The organism is Bradyrhizobium sp. BR 1432 (genome assembly GCF_051547705.1).
Lineage (GTDB): Bacteria > Pseudomonadota > Alphaproteobacteria > Rhizobiales > Xanthobacteraceae > Bradyrhizobium > Bradyrhizobium zhanjiangense.
Map to the genome: position 1 here is coordinate 6,191,015 of NZ_JBPUGF010000003.1, position 22,936 is coordinate 6,213,950.

Here is a 22,936-nt window from a genome sequence, read left to right on the forward strand (position 1 = left end):
GTTGCTTTGGGGCGAGGCCGGCCAATATGTCGCCTGGGTGACGGTAGGGGCGCCTGTCCTGGTTGTAATCTGGACTTTGCTGCGCCCCAGCCTAGATAAAGTGCGCCTTCCCAACAAAGGCCGTCACGGCCGAGCGCGCGTGGACTGATCGGGATCGCCCTTGCTGGGTCAGCTGATCTGCTCCATACCAGCGCGGGGTGATTCCGGGATTTCCACCGTTCTGGGAGCGGCAAAGGGCCTGAAAAGAGCGTGTCTTGCGCCCATTGGTGCACTGCGCTAAGGCTCAGAATAATTCCAAATCGGACGAATCCGTGGCTGTCCCGAGGCTGCGGGAAAAAGGGCTCGTCGATGAGCGGCATTCTAGAGAACTATCTTCCACTCGTTGTCTTTATAGGGGTCGCGGGCCTCATCGGCCTCGTGCTGCTGATCGCGCCCTTCATCGTGGCGTTCCAGCAGCCGGACCCGGAAAAACTGTCGGCATATGAGTGCGGTTTCAACGCCTTCGACGACGCCCGCATGAAATTCGACGTCCGCTTCTACCTGGTCGCCATCCTCTTCATCATCTTCGACCTCGAGGTGGCGTTCCTGTTTCCCTGGGCGGTGGCGTTCGGCAAGCTTGGCGCGACCGGCTTCTGGTCCATGGTGGTGTTCCTCGCCGTGCTGACGGTCGGGTTCGCCTATGAATGGAAAAAAGGGGCACTGGAATGGGATTGAACCCTCCTACTCAGTCCTTGGCTCCGGTCGTTGCGCCGGCCCCCAAGGGCATTTTGGATCCGTCGACCGGTAAGCCGGTCGGGGCCGATGATCCGTTCTTCCTCGAGGTCAAGCACGAGCTGTCCGACAAGGGCTTCTTCGTTGCCGCGACCGACGACCTCATCACCTGGGCGCGCACCGGCTCCTTGATGTGGATGACCTTTGGTCTCGCCTGCTGCGCGGTCGAGATGATGCAGGTCTCGATGCCGCGCTACGACGTCGAGCGCTTCGGCTTCGCGCCGCGTGCCTCGCCGCGCCAGTCCGACGTCATGATCGTCGCGGGCACCCTGACCAACAAGATGGCCCCGGCGCTGCGCAAGGTCTACGACCAGATGCCCGAGCCGCGCTACGTCATCTCGATGGGCTCCTGCGCCAATGGCGGGGGCTACTATCACTATTCCTACTCGGTCGTGCGCGGCTGCGACCGCATCGTGCCGATCGACATCTACGTGCCGGGCTGCCCGCCTACGGCGGAAGCGCTGCTCTACGGCGTGCTGCTGCTGCAGAAGAAGATCCGCCGCACCGGCACCATCGAACGCTAAGGTTTTACGTCATGGACGACGCCAAGCTCAACGCCCTGGGGCAGACGATCGTTAGCGCGCTTCCGGGCGCCGCTACCGGTCACTCGGTGGCCTTCAACCAGCTCACGGTGGACGTCGAGGCGGCCAAGATCGTCGAGGTGGTCAAGTACCTGCGCGACGATCCGAACTGCCGCTTCGTCAACATCACCGACATCACGGCGGTGGACTATCCGGATCGCGAGAAGCGTTTCGACGTGATCTATCACTTCCTGTCCCCGACGCTGAACACGCGGATCCGGCTCAAGGCCCAAGCCGACGAGACCACGCAGGTGCCGTCTCTGATCGACGAATTCCCCGGCGCCGACTGGTTCGAGCGCGAGGCCTACGACCTCTACGGCGTGTTCTTCGTCGGCCATCCCGACATGCGCCGCATCCTCACCGATTACGGTTTCGAGGGCCATCCGCTGCGCAAGGATTTCCCGCTGACCGGCTTCGTCGAGGTTCGCTACGACGACCAGGAGAAGCGGGTGGTGTACGAGCCCGTCAGGCTCAACCAGGAGTTCCGCAAATTCGATTTCCTCTCGCCATGGGAAGGGGCGGACTATCCGTTGCCGGGGGATGAAAAAGCGGGGCCGAAGAGCTGATCATGAACGAGCAACCGCAAAATCTCCGTAACTTCACCATCAATTTCGGCCCGCAGCATCCGGCGGCGCACGGCGTGTTGCGGCTGGTGCTGGAGCTCGACGGCGAAGTCGTCGAACGCGTCGATCCGCATATCGGCCTGCTTCACCGCGGTACCGAAAAGCTGATCGAGCAGAAGACCTACCTGCAGGCGATTCCCTATTTCGATCGCCTGGACTACGTCGCGCCGATGAACCAGGAGCATGCCTTCTGTCTTGCTGCCGAAAGGCTGCTCGGCATTGAGGTGCCGCGCCGCGGCCAGCTCATCCGCGTGCTCTATTGCGAGATCGGCCGCATCCTGTCGCATCTGCTCAACGTCACCACGCAGGCGATGGACGTCGGCGCGCTGACCCCGCCGCTGTGGGGTTTCGAAGAGCGCGAGAAGCTGATGGTGTTCTACGAGCGCGCCTCGGGCAGCCGTATGCATGCAGCCTTCTTCCGCGTCGGCGGCGTGCATCAGGATCTGCCGCAGAAGCTGGTCGACGACATCGAGGCCTGGTGCGATCCGTTCCTGAAGGTGGTCGACGACCTCGACCGTCTGCTCACCGCCAACCGCATCTTCAAGCAGCGCAACGTCGACATCGGCGTCGTGTCACTCAAGGAGGCCTGGGAGTGGGGTTTCTCGGGCGTGATGGTGCGCGGCTCGGGCGCGGCCTGGGACCTGCGCAAGTCGCAGCCCTATGAATGCTATGCCGAGATGGATTTCGACATTCCGATCGGCAAGAACGGCGACTGCTACGACCGCTATCTGATCCGCATGGAAGAGATGCGCCAATCCGTGCGCATCATGAAGCAGTGCATCCAGAAGCTGAACGCGCCCGAGGGCAAGGGCCCGGTCGTCGTCGCCGACAACAAGGTCGCGCCGCCGCGCCGTGGCGAGATGAAGCGCTCGATGGAAGCGCTGATCCACCACTTCAAGCTCTACACCGAGGGCGTCCACGTTCCGCCCGGCGAAGTCTACGCCGCGGTCGAGGCCCCCAAGGGCGAGTTCGGCGTCTATCTCGTCTCCGACGGCACCAACAAGCCGTACAAGTGCAAGATCCGCGCGCCGGGCTTTGCCCATCTGCAGGCCATGGACCACGTCTGCCGCGGCCATCTGCTCGCCGACGTCTCGGCGATCCTCGGCTCGCTCGACATCGTGTTCGGAGAGGTCGATCGGTGATGGCGCAGGCGCCAATCCAGTTTGACCGTGCCTCGGGGGCCCTTGAAGGGGCCAACCTGTGGGAGCGGACGGCTGCCTTGGCGCTGGTGACGGGATCGAAGATCTCCTCGCACTTCTCGCATATGGGCTACATCGCTTGCGCCAATTTGCTGGCGAAGACGCTGCCCAAGCGCAACATCGCGATCAGGCTCAATCCCGACGCCGTGTTCGAATTCCCTTATGGCGACGGCTATTGGAGCAAGCTGCTCAACCGCTCCTACAACTACGAGGACGAGCTCGAGCTGCTATTCGCCGACTCCATCGACGTCGACTACACGCTGCTCGATTGCGGCGCCAATTACGGCTACTGGTCGGTGCTGGTCTCGAGCAGGCCGTTCGGTTCGCACAAGGCGATTGCGATCGAGCCGTCGGGTCAGAACTATCCGAAGCTAGCCAACAACGCCCGCATCAACGAGGGCCGCTTCGAGACGATGAAATGCGCGATCGGTGCAGCGCGCGGCACCGCGCGCTTGTCTGGTACCAAGCACGAAGCCTTCAGCATCGCCGGCGATCCCTCAGTGGGCGGCGAGGAGGTGCCTGTCATCGCGCTCGACAATCTGATCGACGACGGCAAGGTTGCCTCCAGCGGCAAGTATCTGATCAAGCTCGACGTCGAGGGCGTCGAGATCGAGGCGATCAAGGGCGGTGCCCGGCTACTCCAGGCCGACAGCGTCATCATGTGCGAGGAGCACGGCAGCGACCGCTCTCATGCGGTGTCGCGCTACATCCTCGAACAGACCCCGCTGAAGCTGATCGTGTTCGATCCGCGCAGCAACCGGATGGAGACCGTGACCGAGCTGTCGATCCTCGACCGCATCAAGGTCTCGACCCATGTCGGCTACAACGTTTTCGGCACCGCAAGCGCATTCTGGCAGGACAGGATCGATGCCCTGAATGCCAAGAATCTGAATGCCAAGTCCGCGCGCCGCATGCAGTGAGAGATTGAAGAGATGTCCGTTCGCCGATTAGCACCGAAGGAAGTCCAGCCCGCGAGCTTTGCGTTCACGGAGGAGAACCTCGCATTCGCGCGGCAGCAGATCGCGAAATATCCGGCCGGACGGCAGGCCTCCGCGGTCATCGCCATCCTCTGGCGCGCGCAGGAGCAGAACGAGGGCTGGGTCTCGGAAGCCGCGATCCGCGTCATCGCCGACATGCTCGACATGCCCTATATCCGCGTGCTCGAAGTTGCGACCTTCTACACGATGTTCCAGCTCGCCCCCGTCGGCAAGAAGGCCCACGTCCAGGTTTGCGGCACCACGCCGTGCCGCCTGCGCGGTGCCGAGGATCTGATCCACGTCTGCGAGCACCGCATCCATCACGAGCCCTTCCATCTCTCGAAGGACGGCAATTTCAGCTGGGAAGAGGTGGAGTGCCTGGGCGCCTGCGTGAACGCGCCGATGGTGCTGATCGGCAAGGACACCTATGAGGACCTGACCAAGGAGAGCTTTGGCAAGGTGCTCGACGGTTTTGCATCGGGCAATCCGCCGAAGCCCGGCCCGCAGAACGGCCGCCAGTTCTCGGCGCCGATTACGGGGCCGACCACGCTGAAGGAGATCACCTGATGCGTGATCTCTCGTCGCCTTCAGTGCAGGGGAGCGGTGCCATGAAGAAGTGGGGCTTCATCGCGATGCACGCCGCGTTGGCGGCCGCGTTCATTTTCCTGCTGCAGCGTTTCAGCCTGAACGCGTCGCTGGAAACCAGTCTGCTCTGGGCGCTGACCTTCGCCGTCTGCGCCGCCGGACTTGCCTACAAGCAGTCCAATCGTTGATCGGAAAGCACTGATATGCTCGAGGACAAGGACCGCATCTTCAAGAACCTCTACGGCCTTCACGATTGGGGGCTCGAGGGTGCGCGGCGCCGCGGCGCCTGGGATGGCACCAAGGCCATCATCGACAAGGGCCGCGACTGGATCATCAACGAGATGAAGGCGTCGGGCCTGCGCGGCCGCGGCGGCGCCGGCTTCCCGACCGGCCTGAAATGGTCGTTCATGCCGAAGGAATCGACCGACGGCCGGCCGAGCTATCTCGTCGTCAATGCCGACGAATCCGAGACCCGGCACCTGCAAGGATCGCGAGATCATGCGGCACGATCCGCATCTCCTGGTCGAGGGCTGCCTGATCGCGAGCTTCGCGATGAACGCGCATGCCTGCTACATCTATGTCCGCGGTGAATTCATCCGCGAGCGCGAGCGCCTTCAGGCCGCGATCGACCAGGCCTATGAGGCCAAGCTGATCGGCAAGGACAACGTCAACGGCTGGCCGTTCGACCTTTACGTCGCCCACGGCGCCGGCGCCTATATCTGCGGCGAAGAGACCGCGCTGCTCGAAAGCCTCGAAGGCAAGAAGGGCCAGCCGCGGCTGAAGCCGCCGTTCCCGGCCAATGTCGGCCTGTTCGGCTGTCCGACCACCGTCAACAACGTCGAGTCCATCGCGGTCGCGCCGGACATCCTGCGCCGTGGCGCGGCATGGTTCGCCGGCATTGGCCGTCCGAACAATGTCGGCACCAAACTCTTCTGCATCTCCGGCCATGTCGAGCGGCCCTGCAACGTCGAAGAGGCCATGGGCATTCCGTTCCGCGAACTGATCGACAAGCATTGCGGTGGCATCCGCGGCGGCTGGGACAACCTCAAGGCCGTGATCCCCGGCGGCTCCTCCGTGCGCATGGTGCCGGCCGAGCAGATCATCGACACGCCGATGGATTTCGACAGCTTGAGCAAGCTGCGCTCGGGCCTCGGCACCGCGGCCGTCATCGTGATGGACAAGTCGACCGACCTGATCCGTGCGATCGCCCGCATCTCCTATTTCTACAAGCATGAGAGCTGCGGCCAGTGCACGCCGTGCCGCGAGGGCACGGGGTGGATGTGGCGCGTGCTCACCCGCATGGCCGAAGGCCGCGCCCACAAGCGCGAGATCGACATGCTGCTTGAAGTGACGAAGCAGGTCGAGGGCCACACCATCTGCGCGCTCGGCGATGCCGCGGCCTGGCCGATCCAGGGCCTGATCGCCCATTTCCGTCACGAGATCGAAGCGCGCATCGACCAATATTCGCACAGGGCCGACATCGACGATATCGGCGTCCGCGATCCCGTGAACATGGTCGCGGCGGAGTAGGATAAATGACCAAGCTCATCATCGACGGCAAAGAGATCGATGTGCCCGCCGAGTACACGCTGCTCCAGGCGTGCGAGGCCGCGGGCGCCGAAATTCCGCGCTTCTGCTATCACGAGCGGCTGTCGATCGCCGGCAATTGCCGGATGTGCCTCGTCGAAGTGAAGGGCGGCCCGAAGCCTGTCGCAAGCTGCGCCTGGGGCGTGCGCGACTGCCGTCCGGGCCCCAAGGGCGAGCCGCCGGAGATCTCGACGCGTTCGCCGATGGTGAAGAAGGCACGCGAAGGCGTGATGGAATTCTTGCTGATCAACCATCCGCTGGACTGCCCGATCTGCGACCAAGGCGGCGAGTGCGACCTGCAGGACCAGGCGATGGGCTACGGTGTCGACACCAGCCGCTTCGCCGAGAACAAGCGCGCGGTCGAGGACAAATATCTCGGCGCGCTGGTCAAGACCTCGATGAACCGCTGCATCCAGTGCACGCGCTGCGTCCGCTTCTCGGCGGAAGTCGCCGGCGCGCCCGAGATGGGCGCAACCGGCCGCGGCGAGGACATGGAGATCACGACCTATCTCGAGCACGCGCTGACGTCGGAATTGCAGGGCAACCTCGTCGACATCTGTCCGGTCGGCGCGCTGACCTCGAAGCCTTATGCGTTTGCGGCGCGTCCCTGGGAGCTCGGCAAGACCCAGTCGATCGACGTGATGGATGGCCTGGGATCGGCGATCCGCGTCGATACCCGCGGCCGTGAGGTGATGCGTGTGCTGCCGCGCATCAATGAGGCCGTGAACGAGGAGTGGATCTCCGACAAGACCCGCCACATCGTCGACGGCTTGCGCACCCAGCGCCTCGACCGGCCCTATATCCGTGAAGCCGGCAAGCTGCGTGCGGCGAGCTGGCCCGAGGCCTTCGCCGCGATCGCGGCCAAGGCGGCGCGCACTGACGGCAAGCGCATCGGTGCGATCGCCGGTGACCTCGCCGGTGTCGAGGAGATGTTCGCGCTGAAGGACCTGCTCGCCAAATATGGCTCGGGCAATCTGGCGGTGCAGGGCGGCGACGCCTTCGATCCCGCGCTCGGCCGCGGCTCCTACATCTTCAACCCGACGCTCGTAGGCGTGGAGCAGGCCGACGCGCTGCTCATCATCGGCGCCAATCCGCGCAAAGAGGCGGCCGTGTTCAATGCCCGCATCCGCAAGCGCTGGCGCGCCGGCGGCTTCAAGATCGGTGTGATCGGTGCCAAGGTCGACCTGACCTACGACTATGACCATCTCGGCGCGGGCACCGAGACGCTCGGCGAGCTCGCGGCGGGCAAGCACTCCTTCATGGACGTGCTAAAGAACGCCAAGCACCCGATCATCCTGGTCGGCGCGGGCGCGGCCTCGCGTCACGACGGCGCCGCCATCCTCGCCGCCAGCGCCAAGCTCGCGCTCGATGTCGGTGCGGTGAAGGACGGCTGGAACGGTTTTGGCGTGCTGCACGAGACCGCCTCGCGCGTCGGCGCGCTCGATATCGGCTTCTCTGCCAGCGCGGGCGGGCTGAACGCGGCACAAATCGACGACGTTCGGAACGCTCGATCTGTTGTTCCTGTTAGGGGCCGACGAGATCAAGGCGCCGGATGGCACCTTCGTCGTCTATATCGGCACCCATGGTGACCGCGGCGCGCACCGCGCCGACGTGATCCTGCCGGCAGCGGCCTACACCGAGAAGTCCGCGATCTACGTCAACACCGAGGGCCGCGTGCAGATGACCGGCCGCGCCGCGTTCCCGCCGGGTGAAGCCCGCGAGGACTGGGCGATCATCCGCGCGCTGTCGGAAGCGCTCGGCAAGAAGGCTCGGCTATGACTTGCTTGCCGCCCTGCGTCAGGCGATCTTCAAGGCCGTGCCGCATCTGATCCGCCTCGACCAGATCGAGGCCGGCTCCGCCGACCAGATCAAGAAGCTGGCGGGGAAGGGCGGCTCGCCGGAGAAGGCGCCGTTCAAGCCACTGGTCGAGGACTTCTACCTGACCAACCCAATCGCGCGTGCGTCCGCCGTGATGGCGGAATGCTCGCGCCTCGCCTCCGGGCACATGCTGACCGCAGCGGAGTGAGCGTGATCTGATGGAATTCTTCGAAAGCGCATTCTGGACCGGGTTCCTCTGGCCGCTGATCATCATGGTCGCGGAGAGCGTCCTGGTGCTCGTCGTCCTCTTGGTCGCGATCGCCTACATCCTGCTCGCCGACCGCAAGATCTGGGCGGCGGTGCAGATCCGCCGCGGCCCGAACGTGGTCGGCCCCTGGGGCCTGCTGCAGTCCTTCGCGGACTTGCTCAAGTTCGTGCTGAAGGAGCCGATCATCCCGGCCGGCGCCAACAAGGGCGTGTTCCTGCTGGCGCCGCTGGTGTCCTGCGTGCTCGCGCTCGCCGCCTGGGCGGTGATCCCGACCAATCTCGGCTGGGTGATCTCCGACATCAATGTCGGAATCCTCTTCATCTTCGCGATCTCGTCGCTGTCGATCTACGGCATCATCATGGCCGGTTGGTCGTCGAACTCGAAATACCCGTTCCTGGCCGCGTTGCGCTCGGCGGCGCAGATGGTGTCCTACGAAGTCTCGATCGGCTTCGTCATCATCACGGTGCTGCTCTGCGCCGGCACGCTGAACCTCACGGCCGTGGTCGAGGCCCAGCATGCGCGCGGTCTTGCCAGCCTGATCGGGCTGCCGCAGCTCACCATCCTGAACTGGTACGTCTGGCCGCTGTTCCCGATGTTCGTGGTGTTCTACGTCTCGGCACTGGCGGAAACCAACCGTCCGCCGTTCGATCTCGTGGAGGCCGAATCCGAGCTCGTCGCCGGCTTCATGGTCGAATACGGCTCGACGCCGTACCTCTTGTTCATGCTCGGCGAGTATGTCGCGATCGTCACGATGTGCGCGTTGGCGACGATCCTGTTCCTGGGAGGCTGGCTGCCGCCGGTCGACCTGCCGCCCTTCAACTGGGTGCCGGGGATCATCTGGTTCTCGCTGAAACTGTTCTTCATGTTCTTCCTGTTCGCGATGGCCAAGGCGATCGTGCCGCGCTACCGCTACGATCAACTGATGCGCCTCGGCTGGAAGGTGTTCCTGCCGATCTCGCTGGCGATGGTGATCGTGGTGGCCGGCGTGCTGCATTTCGCCGGCATCGCGCCGAAGTGAGGTCCGCCATGGGTATCAACGTCAACGCCACTGCACGCTCGCTTCTGCTGTCGGAATTCGTCTCGGCGTTCTTCCTCGCCATGCGCTATTTCTTCCAGCCGAAGCCGACCATCAACTATCCGTTCGAGAAGAACCCGATCTCGCCGCGCTTCCGCGGCGAGCATGCGCTGCGCCGCTATCCGAACGGCGAAGAGCGCTGCATCGCCTGCAAGCTGTGCGAAGCCATCTGCCCGGCGCAGGCCATCACCATCGAGGCCGGCCCGCGCCGCAACGACGGCACCCGCCGTACCGTGCGCTACGACATCGACATGGTGAAATGCATCTATTGCGGCCTCTGCCAGGAGGCCTGTCCGGTCGACGCCATCGTCGAAGGTCCGAACTTCGAGTTCGCGACCGAGACCCGTGAGGAACTGTTCTATGACAAGGCCAAGCTGCTCGCCAACGGCGACCGCTGGGAACGCGAGATCGCCAAAGCGATCGAGCTCGACGCGCCGTACCGGTGAGGTGAGGGCATGATCCTTCCCGCGCTGTTCTTCTATCTGTTCGCCGGCGTCTGCGTCGCCTCGGCGGTGATGGTGATTGTCTCGCGCAATCCCGTGCACTCCGTGCTGTACCTGATCCTGGCCTTCGTCAACGCCTCCGGCCTGTTCGTGCTGATGGGCGCCGAATTCCTGGCGATGATCCTGATCGTCGTCTATGTCGGCGCGGTCGCGGTGCTGTTCCTGTTCGTGATCATGATGCTCGACGTCGACTTCCTCGAGCTGCGCGAGGGCTTCATCGAGTACCTGCCGGTTGGGCTGGTGATCGGCGGGATCTTCATGTTCGAGCTGCTGCTTTTACCGTCGGCTTCTGGGTCATCAACCCCGGCGTCTCCAAGACCATCACGGCGGCGATCCCGACCAATGTCAGCAACACTGAAGCACTCGGCCTCGTGCTCTATACGAAGTACATCCACTACTTCCAGCTCGCGGGCATGGTGTTGTTGGTCGCCATGATCGGCGCCATCGTGCTGACGCTGCGCCACAAGGCGAGCGTGAAGCGGCAGGACATCAACGTGCAGAACGCGCGCACGCCGGAAATGGCGATGGCGATGCGCAAGGTGGCGTCAGGACAGGGGCTCTCGGATGCCGATGCGGCGGAGTGGGTGAAATGACGATCGGGCTCGGACACTATCTGGCGGTCGGCGCGATCCTGTTCACGCTGGGGATCCTCGGCATCTTCCTGAACCGCAAGAACATCATCGTCATCCTGATGTCGATCGAGCTGATCCTGCTCTCGGTCAACATCAACCTCGTGGCGTTCTCGACCTTCCTCGGCGACATCGTCGGCCAGGTCTTCGCGCTGCTGGTGCTCACCGTCGCTGCTGCGGAAGCCGCGATCGGTCTCGCCATCCTGGTGGTCTATTTCCGCAACCGCGGCTCGATCGCGGTTGAGGACGTCAATCTGATGAAGGGCTGAGCTCAGTCATGGTTCAGGCAATTGTCTTTCTGCCTCTGCTGGGCGCTATTCTCGCCGGCCTGATCTCGCTGGTCGGCGCGCATGCTCGCAATCCCTCAGGCGACACGGTCGAGCATCACGACGAGGCGCACGGTAATGGTGCGAATAACGGTCATGTCTCCGCTGCCTCCATCAAGGAGGAGGGGAGCGTCATTCATGAGACCCATGACGAGCCGGGCGACCACGAGCCGCCAGCGGCTGGTTCTCGCGCGGCCGAGCTGATCACGACGGGACTGCTGTTCGTGTCGGCGGCGCTGTCCTGGTTCACGCTGGTCGACGTCGGCTTCATGCATCATGACGCCCGCATCCAGCTGCTGCCCTGGATCTTCTCCGGCGATCTCCAGGTCTGGTGGACGCTGCGGGTCGACACGCTCACCGCCGTGATGCTGGTGGTGGTGACGACCGTGTCTTCGCTCGTGCACCTCTATTCCATCGGCTATATGGATCAGGACCCGAACCGGCCGCGCTTCTTCGGCTATCTCTCGCTGTTCACCTTCGCGATGCTGATGCTGGTCACGGCGGACAACCTCGTGCAGCTGTTCTTCGGGTGGGAAGGCGTCGGTCTCGCCAGCTACCTCCTGATCGGCTTCTGGTACCAGAGGCCGTCGGCGAATGCGGCGGCGATCAAGGCCTTCGTGGTCAACCGCGTCGGCGATTTCGGCTTCGCGCTCGGCATCTTCGCGATCTTCATGCTGGCCGGCTCGACCGATTTCGAGACCATCTTCCATGCCGCACCTGGCCTCACCGGCAAGACCATCAACTTCCTCGGCTGGCACGCCAACGCGCTGACCCTGACCTGCCTGTTGCTGTTCATGGGCGCGATGGGCAAGTCGGCGCAGTTCCTGCTGCACACTTGGTTGCCGGACGCGATGGAAGGCCCGACCCCGGTCTCCGCGCTGATCCACGCCGCGACCATGGTCACCGCCGGCGTGTTCATGGTGGCGCGGCTGTCGCCGCTGTTCGAACTCGCCCCTAACGCGCAGGCCGTCGTAATGTTCTTCGGCGCGACCACGGCGTTCTTCGCGGCGACCATTGGCCTCGTCCAGAACGACATCAAGCGCATCGTCGCCTATTCGACCTGTTCGCAGCTCGGCTACATGTTCGTGGCGATGGGGGCAGGGGCCTATTCGGTCGGCATGTTCCACCTGTTCACGCACGCCTTCTTCAAGGCGCTGCTGTTCTTGGGCTCCGGCTCGGTGATCTACGCGATGCACCACGAGCAGGACATCCGCAACATGGGCGGCCTCTGGCGCAAGATCCCTTATACCTACGCGGTGATGGTGGTCGGCACGCTGGCCCTGACCGGCTTCCCGCTCACCGCCGGCTACTTCTCCAAGGACGCGATCATCGAGTCCGCCTACGCCGCGCACAATCCGTTCGCGGTCTACGGCTTCCTGATGACGGTCATCGCCGCCGGCCTGACCTCGTTCTACTCCTGGCGCCTGATCTTCAAGACCTTCCACGGCGAGCCGCATGACGAGCATCACTACGAGGCCGCACACGAGGCCCCGATCTGGATGCTGATCCCGATCGGCGTGCTCGCGGTCGGCTCGTTCGTCGCGGGCCTTCCGTTCAAGGAGCTGTTCGCCGGTCACGGCATCGAGGAGTTCTTCCGCAAATCCGTGAAGATGAACCCGCACATCATCGAGGAGATGCACCACATCCCCGAGACCATCGCCTTCCTGCCGACGGTGATGATGGTGGTGGGCTTCCTGGTGTCGTACCTGTTCTACATCCGCCGGCCGTATCTGCCGGTCGAGCTGGCGAAGACGCAGCCGATGCTGTACCAGTTCCTGCTCAACAAGTGGTACTTCGACGAACTCTACGACGTCATCTTCGTCCGTCCGGCGAAGTGGATCGGCTATCAGCTCTGGAAGAAGGGCGACGGCTTCATCATCGACGGGCTCGGTCCCGACGGCGTCTCGGCGCGCGTGCTGGACGTCACCCGTAACGTCGTGAAGATCCAGACCGGCTATCTTTATCACTACGCATTCGCCATGCTGATCGGCGTCGCCGGCCTGATCACCTGGTTCATGTTCGGCTTTGGAGGCCAGTAAATGACAACCTGGCCCATCCTTTCCGTCACCACCTTCCTGCCGCTGGTCGGGACGCTGATCGTCTATCTCAGCCGCGGCGACGACGAGGCCGCGCAGCGCAACTCGCGCTGGATCGCGCTGTGGACCACGCTGATCACCTTCGCGGTGTCACTGATCCTGGTAGCGCGCTTCGAATTCCTCGACCGCCGACTTCCAGTTCGTCGAGAAGGCGAACTGGCTCGCCACCGGCATCACCTACCACATGGGCGTGGACGGCATTTCGCTGCCCTTCGTGATCCTGACCACCGCCTTGATGCCGTTCTGCATCATCGCGAGCTGGAAGGTTACGAGCCGGGTACGCGAATACATGATGGCGTTCCTGATCCTGGAAACGCTGATGGTCGGCACCTTCTCGGCGCTCGACCTTGTGCTGTTCTACTTGTTCTTCGAGGGCGGCCTGATCCCGATGTTCCTGATCATCGGCGTGTGGGGCGGCCCGCGCCGGGTCTATGCCTCGTTCAAGTTCTTCCTCTACACGCTGCTCGGCTCGGTCCTGATGCTGCTCGCCATCATGGCGCTGTACTGGAACGGCAACACCACCGACATTCCGACCCTGATGCACACGGCCGTGCCGCGGTCCTTGCAGACCTGGGCGTGGCTGGCCTTCTTCGCCTCCTTCGCGGTCAAGATGCCGATGTGGCCGGTGCACACCTGGCTTCCGGACGCACACGTCGAAGCGCCGACCGCCGGCTCGGTGATCCTGGCGGCGATCCTCCTGAAGATGGGCGGCTACGGCTTCCTGCGCTTCTCGCTGCCGATGTTCCCGCTGGCCTCGCATGACTTCGCGCCGCTGATCTTCACGCTGTCCACCATCGCCATCATCTACACCTCGCTGGTGGCGATGATGCAGGAGGACATGAAGAAGCTGATCGCGTACTCCTCGGTCGCGCATATGGGCTTCGTGACCATGGGCATCTTCGCCGGCACCATGCAGGGTGTCGCCGGCGGCGTGTTCCAGATGATCTCGCACGGCATCGTCTCCGGCGCGCTGTTCCTCTGCGTCGGCATCGTCTACGACCGCATGCACACCCGCGAGATCGCGGCCTATGGCGGCATCGTCAACCGGATGCCGCTCTACGCCATGACCTTCATGGTCTTCACCATGGCCAATGTCGGCCTGCCGGGTACCTCAGGCTTCGTCGGCGAGTTCATGACGCTGCTCGGTACCTTCAAGACCTCGATCCCGACCGCGTTCTTCGCCACATCAGGCGTCATCCTGTCGGCGTGCTATGCGCTCTGGCTATACCGCAAGGTCGTGTTCGGATCCTTGGTAAAGCCGTCGCTGATGACCATCAAGGACCTCACCTTCCGGGAGTGCCTGACGCTGTTCCCGCTGATCGCGCTGACGATCCTGTTCGGCGTCTATCCGCAGCCGGTGCTCGACATGTCGGCCGCCTCGGTCCAGCAACTCGTCAACAATTACAACACCGCTGTGACGGCCGTGAAGGCCGCCGCACTGCTCCAGTGAGCGGGCAGGTCAGGACATCGCCATGAGCTTTGAGACTGCAGGATATCAACTGGCGCCGGTGCTGCCCGAGCTCTTGCTCGCGGTCGGCGCGATGGCGCTTCTGATGCTGGGAGCCTATCGCGGGCAGGAGACGACCAAGACCGTCACCTCGCTGGCGGTGGTGCTGCTGATCGTGGTCGGCGCGCTCGTCTACATGCAGCCCGCGGGCAAGCAGGTCACCTTCGGTGGCAGCTTCATCGTCGACGATTTCGCCCGCTTCATGAAGATCCTGGCCCTGATCGGCTCGGCGGTGACACTGGTGCTGTCGACCGAGTTCCTGTCGGACCCGTCGCGGCGGATCTTCGAATATTCGATCCTGGTGCTGCTCTCGACGCTCGGCATGATGGTGCTGATCTCGGCCGGCGATCTGATCTCGCTCTATCTCGGCCTCGAATTGATGTCGCTGGCGCTCTACGTCGTGGCGGCCTCGAACCGGGACAATGCCAAGTCGAACGAGGCGGGCCTGAAGTACTTCGTGCTGGGCGCGCTGTCCTCGGGCATGCTGCTGTACGGTGCCTCGCTGATCTACGGCTTCACCGGGACCGTCAGCTTCACCGGCATCGCTACCGCCGCGACATCAGCGAATGTCGGACTGATCTTCGGCCTCGTCTTCCTGCTTGCCGGCCTCTGCTTCAAGATCTCGGTGGTGCCGTTCCACATGTGGACGCCCGACGTCTATGAGGGCGCGCCGACGCCGGTCACGGCCTTCTTCGCCTCTGCGCCGAAGGTTGCCGCGCTCGCCGTCTTCACCCGCGTCACGCTGACCGCGTTCCCCGGGATCGTGCCGCAGTGGCAGCAGATCCTGGTGTTCGTGTCGATCGCCTCGATGGCGCTCGGCGCCTTCGCGGCAATCGGCCAGAGCAACATCAAGCGCCTGATGGCCTATTCCTCGATCGGCCATATGGGTTTTGCCCTGGTCGGGCTTGCCTCCGGCACCGTCGAGGGTGCGCAGGGCGTACTGATGTACATCGTGATCTATGTGACGATGACGCTCGGCGCGTTCTCGGTCATCCTCGCCATGAAACGCAACGGCCAGGCGGTCGAGCAGATCAGCGATTTCGCCGGTCTGTCGCGGACCAACCCGATGCTCGCCTTCTTCTTCGCGATGCTGCTGTTCTCGCTCGCGGGCGTTCCGCCGCTCGCCGGCTTCTTTGCCAAGTGGTACGTCTTCGTCGCCGCGATCAAGGCCAACCTGTTCACGCTCGCCGTCATCGGCGTGCTGACCAGCGTGGTGGGCGCCTACTACTATCTCGCCGTCGTCAAGACGATGTCTTTCGACGAACCGGCCGGCCAGGTCGATCCGGTGCGCGTCGAGGTGCGGACGGTTGTGGCGGTCGCGGGCGTGTTCAATATCCTGTTTGCGCTGTTCGCGGGCCCGGTGGTGAGCGTCGCCTCCGCAGCGGCAAAGTCGCTGTTCTAGGATGGGGTTCGCGCTCGGTCCTCGCGCACAGGCCGCGGGCTTCAAGCTCGCGGCTTTCGAACGGACCGGCTCGACCAATACCGACGCGATCGAGCACGCCCGCGCCGGCGAACGCGGCCCGATGTGGTTCGTCACGTCCGAGCAGACTGCCGGCCGCGGCCGGCGCCAGCGCGCCTGGATCGCGCCACGGGGCAATCTCGCAGCCAGCATCCTCGAAGTCATGGACGTAGCCCCGGCGGTGGCCGCGACGCTCGGCTTTGCCGCCGGGCTGGCGGAAGAGGCCGCGCTGGAGAAGGTCAGCCTGGAGGCGGCGCTCCGCCTCGGCCAGGGCCGTCCCCGCTACGCCCTGAAATGGCCGAACGACGTGCTTGCCGGCGGCAAGAAGCTCGTCGGCATTGCACTCGAGGCCGAGGCCATTGGCGATCGTCTTGCCGTCGTCGTCGGCATCGGAACCAATGTCGTCGCAGCGCCGGAGGGCACGCCAACGCCGGCGGTCTCGCTGGCCGAGCTCGGCGTCCAGATCAGCGCGGAGGAGCTGTTTGCGGCGCTGTCCGACGCCTGGGTCGAGTTCCGCGGCATCTGGGACAATGGCCGCGGCTTTGCCGAGATCCGAAAGCTCTGGCTGGAGCGCGCCGCCGGCCTCGGCGAGAAGGTCGCAATCCACACGGGAACGATGACGCTGGAAGGCATTTTTGACACCATCGACGACACAGGCTGTCTGATCGTCCGCACCGCGGAAGGGCGGCGGGTGCCGGTTGCGGCGGGCGAGGTGTTCTTCGGCCCGGCCGCCTCCGTGGGAGCTGCGTGATGGCGAGGCCCGACGAACTGGTGTTTGCGCCGCTCGGCGGCGTCGGCGAGATCGGCATGAACCTGTCGATTTACGGCCTCGGCAACCGCCACCAGCGCGCCTGGCTCGCGGTCGATCTCGGCGTCTCCTTCGGCGACGAGGAGCATCTGCCGGGCATCGACCTGATCATGCCGGACATCTCCTTCCTGGAGAAGGAGCGCAAGAACCTGATGGGCCTGGTGCTCACCCACGCCCATGAGGACCATTTCGGCGCGATCATCGATCTCTGGCCGAAGCTGCAATGCCCGATCTACGCGACCAAGTTCAGCGCGACGCTGTTCGAGGCCAAATGCGCCGCCGAGCGTGGTGCGCCCAACATTCCGGTGACTGTGGTCCCGTCCGGGGGCCGCGTCGATGTCGGGCCGTTCAACGTCGAGTTCATCCCGGTCGCGCATTCGATTCCGGAAGCGCATGCGCTGGCGATCCACACCGAAGCCGGCACGGTGTTGCACACCGGCGACTGGAAGATCGACCCGACCCCGACGCTGGGGGCCCCGACCGACGAGAAGCGCCTGCGCGAGCTCGGCGAGCAGGGCGTGCTCGCCTTGATCGGCGATTCCACCAACGCGGTGCGCGACGGCCGCTCGCCGTCGGAGGCCGAGGTCGCCCGGACCATCATTGATCTCGTGAAGGCGGCCAAGGGCCGCGTCGCGGTCACGACCTTCGCCTCCAACGTCGCCCGCATCAAGGCCGTGGCCGAGGCCGCGAAAGCCGCCGACCGCGAGGTCGTCGTGGTCGGCCGCGCCATGGAGCGCGTGGTGCAGGTCGCGCGCGAGACCGGTTATCTCGATGGCGTGCAGAATTTCCGCTCGCCCGAGGTCTACGGCCATCTGCCGCAGGACAAGGTGCTGGCGCTGTGCACCGGCAGTCAGGGCGAGCCGCGCGCGGCGCTGGCGCGCATCGCCAATGACGACCATCCCGAGATCACGCTCAATCGCGGTGACAGTGTCATTTTCTCCTCGCGCACCATTCCCGGCAACGAGAAGGCCGTCGGCTCGATCATCAACAATCTGGTGCTCCAGGGTGTTCGAGATCATCACCGACCGCGACCATCTGGTCCACGTCTCCGGCCACCCGCGCCGCGACGAACTGCGCGATTTGATCTCCTGGGTGAAGCCGCAGCTTCTGATCCCCGTCCATGGCGAGGCCCTGCACCTGCACGAGCACGCAAAACTCGCGCGCGCCGCCGGCGTGCCGCGCGTGCTGGTCTGCCGCAACGGCGATCTCGTCAAGCTCGGTCCCGGCGATCCCGGCATCGTCGGCGAGGTGCCGTCGGGCCGTCTCTACAAGGACGGCATGATCCTGGAGGACGCAAAATCCCGTGCGGTGGTCGAGCGGCGCCGCATGGCGTTCTCCGGCTGTGCCTTCGTCGCCATCGCCATGACGGAGCAGGGCGAGCTCGCCGACGATCCCGAGGTCGATCTCGTCGGCATCCCCGACAAGAACAGGGCGGGCGAAGCCTTCGACGACATCGTCTTCGACGCCGTGCTCTCCACCATAGAAGGCTTGCCGCGGCCCCGCCGCCGCGATCCGGACGCGCTGGCCGAGTCGGTGCGACGCGCTGTCCGTGCCGTGATCAACGAACATTGGGCAAAAAGCCCCCCTGTCTGGTACACGTCCTGACAGTGTAGACTAGGCGTGGTCTCCGGATCACGCTGTGAGGGAGAAGAAACATGCTGGGTCGCCTCAACCATGTCGCGATCGCGACCAAGGACGCCGTCAAGGCCGCAAAGATCTATGGCGCCGCGTTCGGGGCGCAGATTTCGGAAGCCGTGGCGCTGCCCGAGCATGGCGTCACCACCGTGTTCGCGACGCTGCCCAACACCAAGATCGAGTTCATCGAGCCGCTTGGCGAAGCCTCGCCGATCGCAAAGTTCCTCGAGCGCAATGCCGACGGCGGCATCCACCACGTCTGCTACGAGGTCGTCGACATCATTGCCTCGCGCGACACGCTGGTGAAGGAAGGCGCGCGCGTGCTCGGCGACGGCGTGCCCAAGATCGGCGCCCACGGCAAACCGGTGCTGTTCCTGCACCCCAAGGATTTTTCCGGCGCCCTGGTCGAGATCGAGCAGGCATAAGGCCGCCCCATGGCCATCCAGATCTCAACGGCGATCGCGATCTACTTCGTCATCTGGTGGATCGCGCTGTTCCTGACGCTGCCGTTCGGCGTGCGCAGCCAGCACGAGGACGGCGTCGGTGCGCCCGGCACCGACCCCGGCGCGCCGATCCTGACGCGGATGGGGCGCAAGCTGATCTGGACCACGATCATCTCGGCGATCATCTACGGCCTCGGCATGGCCGCCTATCACGCCGGCTATCTCTCGATCGAACGCCTGTCGAAGATGATGGGAATGCCGTTCTAGACGTTTTTTGCTGATTATTGTTTTGGGGGAAGAATGACTTTTCAGCGCATCGTCATCGCGCTTCTGGTGCTGATCGTCGTCGGCCTTGGCGCCATCGGTTATGTCGAATGGAAGATGGCGGTGCAGGTGCGCACCCTGAAGGCGTTCGTCGAGGGCTACGTCTTCAACGAAGCGGTGATGGCCTGCGAGCAGGCCAAGAGCTCGACGCCGTTCAAATGGAACGGGGGCAAGAGCACCTCGGTGATCGGCTTGAACTCGGTCAAGCTGGACAAATACACCGTCAGCGCCAGCTACACGCTGGTGGCGGACAGCGTCTATTGTGATTACGATCCGATCAAAAGAAAGGCCGGGATCGGCTCGAGCTTCCTGGAGCGGGAGTAACGATCCGGCCATATCGAGCATGGGATGGGATCGTCATGGCGCGGGAGCAGGGGGACTACCGGATTCTGCATGAGGGTGCCTTGCGGGATTATCTCGCAGGCCTGCCTGAAATCGCCGCACTCCTTGGCGGTGAGCCACCATCCTGGGCGATCACCGAAGTCGGCGACGGCAATCTCAACCTTGTCTTCATCGTCAAAGGCGGGCGTGGCGGCATCGCGGTGAAGCAGGCGCTGCCTTACGTGCGCCTCGTCGGCGAGAGCTGGCCGCTGCCGCTGTCGCGGGCCCATTACGAATATCTGGCGCTGTCGAAGCAGGCCCAGCTCGCACCCGGCCTCGTGCCAGCGCTGTTGCATCACAACGAGGCGCTGGCGCTGACGGTGATGGAGCTGCTCGAGCCCCATATCATCATGCGCAAAGGGCTGGTTGCGGCAACGCAATATCCGCGCTTTGTCGACGACATCAGCACCTTCATGGCGCGGACGCTGTTCTTCACCTCCGATCTCGCGCTCTCAGCGGCCGAGAAGAAGCAGGGCATCGCCGCCTTCGCCGGCAACCATGCGCTGTGCAAGATCACCGAGGACCTGATCTTCACCGATCCCTACCGCATCGCCGAACAGAACCGCTGGACCGCGCCTTACCTCGATGGTCTCGCTGCGTCCTTACGCGAGGACATGGAGCTGCATGTCGCGATCTCCCGGCTGAAGCTGAAATTCATGGCGAGCCCCGAGGCGCTGTTGCATGGCGATCTCCACACCGGCTCGATCATGGTCACGGAGAGGCAGACGCGGGTGATCGACCCCGAATTCGCGTTCTACGGCCCGATGGGATTCGACGTCGGCGCCGTGCTGGCTAACCTCCTGATGGCCTATTTCGCCTCCGCCGGCCACGAGCGCTCGCCGGGCGAGCGGGTCGCATTCGAGGGCTGGGTCCTGGAGACGGTCGAAAAGGTCTGGAACGAGTTCGCCCGCAAATTCCTCGAGCTCTGGCGCGCCGGCGCTGCCGGCGATGCCTATCCCGTCTCACTCTTTACCGGCGAGAAGGGCGCCGTGCGTCTCGAGGCCGAGCGGCAGGCCTACATGCAGCGCCTGTTCACTGATACGGTCGGCTTCGCAGCCGCAAAAACCATCCGCCGCATCTTCGGTCTCGCCCACAATATCGACTTCGAGCTGATCGAGGACCCACGGAGGCGAGCGGTTAGCGAGGCGCGTGCCGTCCGTCTGGCAAGGGCGATGATGGTGGAGGCGGCGGCGTTTCGGGCGATCGCTGAGGTCACCGGTGCTGCACGAAAATTGCGCGATTGGATGCCGGAATTATCCAGTTAAGGGCCTCTAGAGGAGCGCGCCTTCGCGCTCCGTCATTGCGAGCGCAGCGAAGCAATCCAGACTGCCGCCGCGGAAAGACTCTGGATTGCTTCGTCGCAAGGGCTCCTCGCAATGACGGTGGAGAGAGAGCTGCGCTCGCAATGACGGGGAGAGATTGTCGCTGAACGTCAATAAAGCCGCACCGGGAGCAGGACGCCGTGCCGCCTCGGGCTCAGATAACGATCCTGAGCTTGGTCGCGCTGATCGCGAAAAATGTTCACTGGTTCTGGTCGATGACGCACCGCGTCAATTGGCGGCTTGCATCGCCCGGGGGATACAACCTGAGCCCCGAGCTCTCCGTCGAAGGGCTGCTATCCGGAACCGGCATCGGTTGTCACCAAAAACGAAGCTTGCTTTCGACAGGCGACGAATGATCAAATCCCTGATCGGAATACCTGCGTTGTTGGGGGACACATGATGTTCAGGATGATTGCGGTCGTCGCTGGTTTGGGACTGGCGCTCGTTACCACAGCGGAGGCCCAGACACCGCGCAAGGGCGGAACCATCCGCATGACCGCGCCCTATGGCTCGAGTTTCTCCAGCCTCGACATTCACACGACGCAGCGCGCCCAGGACGAGATCTACGCCAAGGCCCTGCATCGGTCGCTCTACATCTGGAATTCCGCGGAAGGCAAGCCGGTCCTGGAGCTTGCCAAGGAAGACGTGGTCTCGGGCGGAGGCCTGGTTCACACCTTCAAGCTGCGAGACGATGCCTATTTCCACAACGGCCGCAAGATGACGGCTGACGACGTCATCTGGTCCTACAATCGCATCATGGACGGCACCAAAGCCTATCCCGGCGCGCGTTTCGTCCGGGTGATCGAGGGCGCGGCCGCAGTGGAGAAAGGCCAGGCCAAAGAGATCTCCGGCCTGAAGAAGATCGACGACTTCACCGTTGAGATGAAGCTGACCGAGAAAGTCGATCCGGGCTTTTATTTCTTCAACGCGCTGACCTCGATCTATCCCGCAGACGAAGGTGCAAAGGAAAGCTTCATCCAGAAGCCGATCGGCCTCGGCCCGTTCAAGTTCGTCGAGCACGTGCCGGGATCGCGCATCGTTCTGGAACGTTGGGACCGGTTCTACAAGCCCGGCAAGCCCTATGCCGACAAGCTCATCGTGTCGGTCATGGGCGAGGCCGCGGCCCGCGATGTCGCCTTCCGCAACAAGGAGATCGACACCTCGGTGCTCGGGCCTGCACAATATGTCGCCTATCAGGCCGACCCTGCCCTCAAGGGCACCATCGTCGAAGTCGCCGAGGTCTTCACGCGTCACATGGGGATGAATCCGGCATTCAAGCCGTTTGCCGACAAGCGCGTCCGGCAGGCGATCAACCACGCGATCGATACTGACCTGATCATCAAAAAGCTGGTCAAAGGCAAGGCGTATCGCGCCACCAGCTGGCTCCCTCTGACCTCGCCAATCTACGACAAGACAATGAAGCCCTACGCCTTCGATCCCGCGAAAGCAAAGCAGTTGCTTGCGGACGCCGGCTATCCCACGGGCTTCGAATTCGAATGGACGACCAGTCAGAATGAAAGCTGGGGTCTGCCGATCGTCGAGGCCATCATCCCGATGCTGGACCGCGTGGGCATCAAGGTGAAGGTCAAGCAGGTCGAGACCGCGGTGCTGGCGGAGGTCATTAAGAAAGGCGACTTCCAGGCCTATGTCTATTCCATGGCGACAGGGCCGGATCCCCAGGCGGCGCTGAAATGCTTCTACTCGTCGACGCCGCAATCAGCCTGCAATTACACCTCCTTCAAGAACGCAGATTTCGACAAGCTGATCGACGAAGCCGGGCAGACCGACGACGCTGCGAAACGCGACCAATTGCTGCAGAAGGCCAATGCGCTGCTCGATGAAGAGGCGCCGGTCTGGTTCTTCAACTACAACAAGGCGGTCATGGCGGTGCAGCCGTGGCTGAAGGGGATTCAGTTGAATGCGACGGAACTGACCCATCAAAACGTCGAGGACCTCTGGGTGGACGAGTCGTCGCCCGCCAAGTGACACGTGCTCTCACCCTCCCGCCATCGCAGCAAG

General features: G+C 63.7%; 19 protein-coding genes and 5 pseudogenes. All 24 read left to right on the plus strand.

Annotated elements, in window-relative coordinates:
- The first annotated feature begins 348 nt into the window (after positions 1 to 348).
- The 24 genes and pseudogenes from ACSKB8_RS30035 (at position 349) to ACSKB8_RS30150 (ending at position 22,903) form a co-directional block, all read left to right on the plus strand.
- Positions 349 to 714: an NADH-quinone oxidoreductase subunit A gene (locus ACSKB8_RS30035; RefSeq protein ID WP_091886001.1), complete on the plus strand. Its 366-nt coding sequence runs from the start codon at positions 349 to 351 to the stop codon at positions 712 to 714.
- Positions 705 to 1,295 (plus strand): NuoB/complex I 20 kDa subunit family protein, encoded by a 591-nt coding sequence (locus ACSKB8_RS30040; RefSeq protein ID WP_438108004.1) that lies wholly within the window; start codon positions 705 to 707, stop codon positions 1,293 to 1,295. Before ACSKB8_RS30035 ends, ACSKB8_RS30040 begins: the two co-directional genes overlap by 10 nt.
- Positions 1,296 to 1,306: 11 nt before the next feature.
- On the plus strand, positions 1,307 to 1,918 hold the full coding sequence (locus ACSKB8_RS30045) for an NADH-quinone oxidoreductase subunit C (RefSeq protein ID WP_438108005.1): 612 nt from the start codon (positions 1,307 to 1,309) through the stop codon (positions 1,916 to 1,918).
- A 2-nt stretch (positions 1,919 to 1,920) separates the two neighbouring features.
- The gene (locus ACSKB8_RS30050) at positions 1,921 to 3,117 is read left to right on the plus strand and encodes an NADH-quinone oxidoreductase subunit D (protein ID WP_091885993.1); all 1,197 of its coding nucleotides are present in this window, start codon (positions 1,921 to 1,923) and stop codon (positions 3,115 to 3,117) included.
- Entirely contained in the window at positions 3,117 to 4,094 is a 978-nt protein-coding gene (locus tag ACSKB8_RS30055; protein WP_438108006.1) for an FkbM family methyltransferase, read from the plus strand. Before ACSKB8_RS30050 ends, ACSKB8_RS30055 begins: the two co-directional genes overlap by 1 nt.
- Positions 4,095 to 4,106: 12 nt before the next feature.
- Positions 4,107 to 4,718, plus strand: a complete 612-nt coding sequence (gene nuoE, locus ACSKB8_RS30060; RefSeq protein WP_091885987.1) for an NADH-quinone oxidoreductase subunit NuoE — start codon at positions 4,107 to 4,109, stop codon at positions 4,716 to 4,718.
- The gene (locus ACSKB8_RS30065) at positions 4,718 to 4,924 is read left to right on the plus strand and encodes a hypothetical protein (RefSeq protein ID WP_438108007.1); all 207 of its coding nucleotides are present in this window, start codon (positions 4,718 to 4,720) and stop codon (positions 4,922 to 4,924) included. Before nuoE ends, ACSKB8_RS30065 begins: the two co-directional genes overlap by 1 nt.
- A 15-nt stretch (positions 4,925 to 4,939) precedes the next feature.
- Positions 4,940 to 6,266 (plus strand): annotated as a pseudogene (nuoF, locus tag ACSKB8_RS30070) (NADH-quinone oxidoreductase subunit NuoF).
- Positions 6,267 to 6,271: 5 nt separating this feature from the next.
- Positions 6,272 to 8,349, plus strand: a pseudogene (gene nuoG, locus ACSKB8_RS30075) (NADH-quinone oxidoreductase subunit NuoG).
- Between the two features lie 10 nt (positions 8,350 to 8,359).
- Positions 8,360 to 9,427 carry an NADH-quinone oxidoreductase subunit NuoH gene (nuoH, locus tag ACSKB8_RS30080; protein WP_091885977.1) on the plus strand — a complete coding sequence of 356 codons (1,068 nt, stop codon included), beginning with the start codon at positions 8,360 to 8,362 and terminating at the stop codon, positions 9,425 to 9,427.
- An 8-nt stretch (positions 9,428 to 9,435) separates the two neighbouring features.
- Positions 9,436 to 9,930 carry an NADH-quinone oxidoreductase subunit NuoI gene (gene nuoI / locus ACSKB8_RS30085; RefSeq protein ID WP_433995575.1) on the plus strand — a complete coding sequence of 165 codons (495 nt, stop codon included), beginning with the start codon at positions 9,436 to 9,438 and terminating at the stop codon, positions 9,928 to 9,930.
- 9 nt (positions 9,931 to 9,939) lie between these two features.
- Positions 9,940 to 10,580, plus strand: a pseudogene (locus ACSKB8_RS30090) (NADH-quinone oxidoreductase subunit J).
- Entirely contained in the window at positions 10,577 to 10,885 is a 309-nt protein-coding gene (gene nuoK / locus ACSKB8_RS30095; RefSeq protein WP_008547737.1) for an NADH-quinone oxidoreductase subunit NuoK, read from the plus strand. Before ACSKB8_RS30090 ends, nuoK begins: the two are co-directional and overlap by 4 nt.
- 8 nt (positions 10,886 to 10,893) lie before the next feature.
- Positions 10,894 to 12,981 (plus strand): NADH-quinone oxidoreductase subunit L, encoded by a 2,088-nt coding sequence (nuoL, locus tag ACSKB8_RS30100; protein ID WP_438108008.1) that lies wholly within the window; start codon positions 10,894 to 10,896, stop codon positions 12,979 to 12,981.
- A pseudogene (locus ACSKB8_RS30105) lies at positions 12,982 to 14,488 on the plus strand (NADH-quinone oxidoreductase subunit M). It begins immediately after the preceding gene.
- A gap of 22 nt (positions 14,489 to 14,510) precedes the next feature.
- Entirely contained in the window at positions 14,511 to 15,947 is a 1,437-nt protein-coding gene (gene nuoN, locus ACSKB8_RS30110) for an NADH-quinone oxidoreductase subunit NuoN (RefSeq protein WP_438108009.1), read from the plus strand.
- Between the two features lies 1 nt (position 15,948).
- Positions 15,949 to 16,755 (plus strand): biotin--[acetyl-CoA-carboxylase] ligase, encoded by an 807-nt coding sequence (locus tag ACSKB8_RS30115; RefSeq protein WP_438108010.1) that lies wholly within the window; start codon positions 15,949 to 15,951, stop codon positions 16,753 to 16,755.
- Positions 16,755 to 18,425, plus strand: a pseudogene (locus ACSKB8_RS30120) (ribonuclease J). The gene ACSKB8_RS30115 and the pseudogene ACSKB8_RS30120 overlap by 1 nt, the downstream one beginning before the upstream one ends.
- 42 nt (positions 18,426 to 18,467) lie before the next feature.
- Positions 18,468 to 18,872, plus strand: a complete 405-nt coding sequence (mce, locus tag ACSKB8_RS30125; RefSeq protein WP_011087668.1) for a methylmalonyl-CoA epimerase — start codon at positions 18,468 to 18,470, stop codon at positions 18,870 to 18,872.
- Between the two features lie 9 nt (positions 18,873 to 18,881).
- A complete protein-coding gene (locus ACSKB8_RS30130; RefSeq protein ID WP_128933453.1) occupies positions 18,882 to 19,157 on the plus strand; it encodes a DUF1467 family protein in 276 nt (91 codons plus the stop codon).
- Positions 19,158 to 19,190: 33 nt separating this feature from the next.
- Complete coding sequence (locus tag ACSKB8_RS30135) at positions 19,191 to 19,538, plus strand: hypothetical protein (protein ID WP_370986007.1); 348 nt, start codon at positions 19,191 to 19,193, stop codon at positions 19,536 to 19,538.
- 35 nt (positions 19,539 to 19,573) lie between these two features.
- Positions 19,574 to 20,860 (plus strand): S-methyl-5-thioribose kinase, encoded by a 1,287-nt coding sequence (gene mtnK / locus ACSKB8_RS30140; RefSeq protein ID WP_438108011.1) that lies wholly within the window; start codon positions 19,574 to 19,576, stop codon positions 20,858 to 20,860.
- Positions 20,861 to 21,090: 230 nt separating this feature from the next.
- Positions 21,091 to 21,273, plus strand: a complete 183-nt coding sequence (locus ACSKB8_RS30145) for a hypothetical protein (RefSeq protein WP_438108012.1) — start codon at positions 21,091 to 21,093, stop codon at positions 21,271 to 21,273.
- Positions 21,274 to 21,313: 40 nt separating this feature from the next.
- Positions 21,314 to 22,903 (plus strand): ABC transporter substrate-binding protein, encoded by a 1,590-nt coding sequence (locus ACSKB8_RS30150; protein WP_438108013.1) that lies wholly within the window; start codon positions 21,314 to 21,316, stop codon positions 22,901 to 22,903.
- The last annotated feature ends 33 nt before the right edge of the window (positions 22,904 to 22,936 follow it).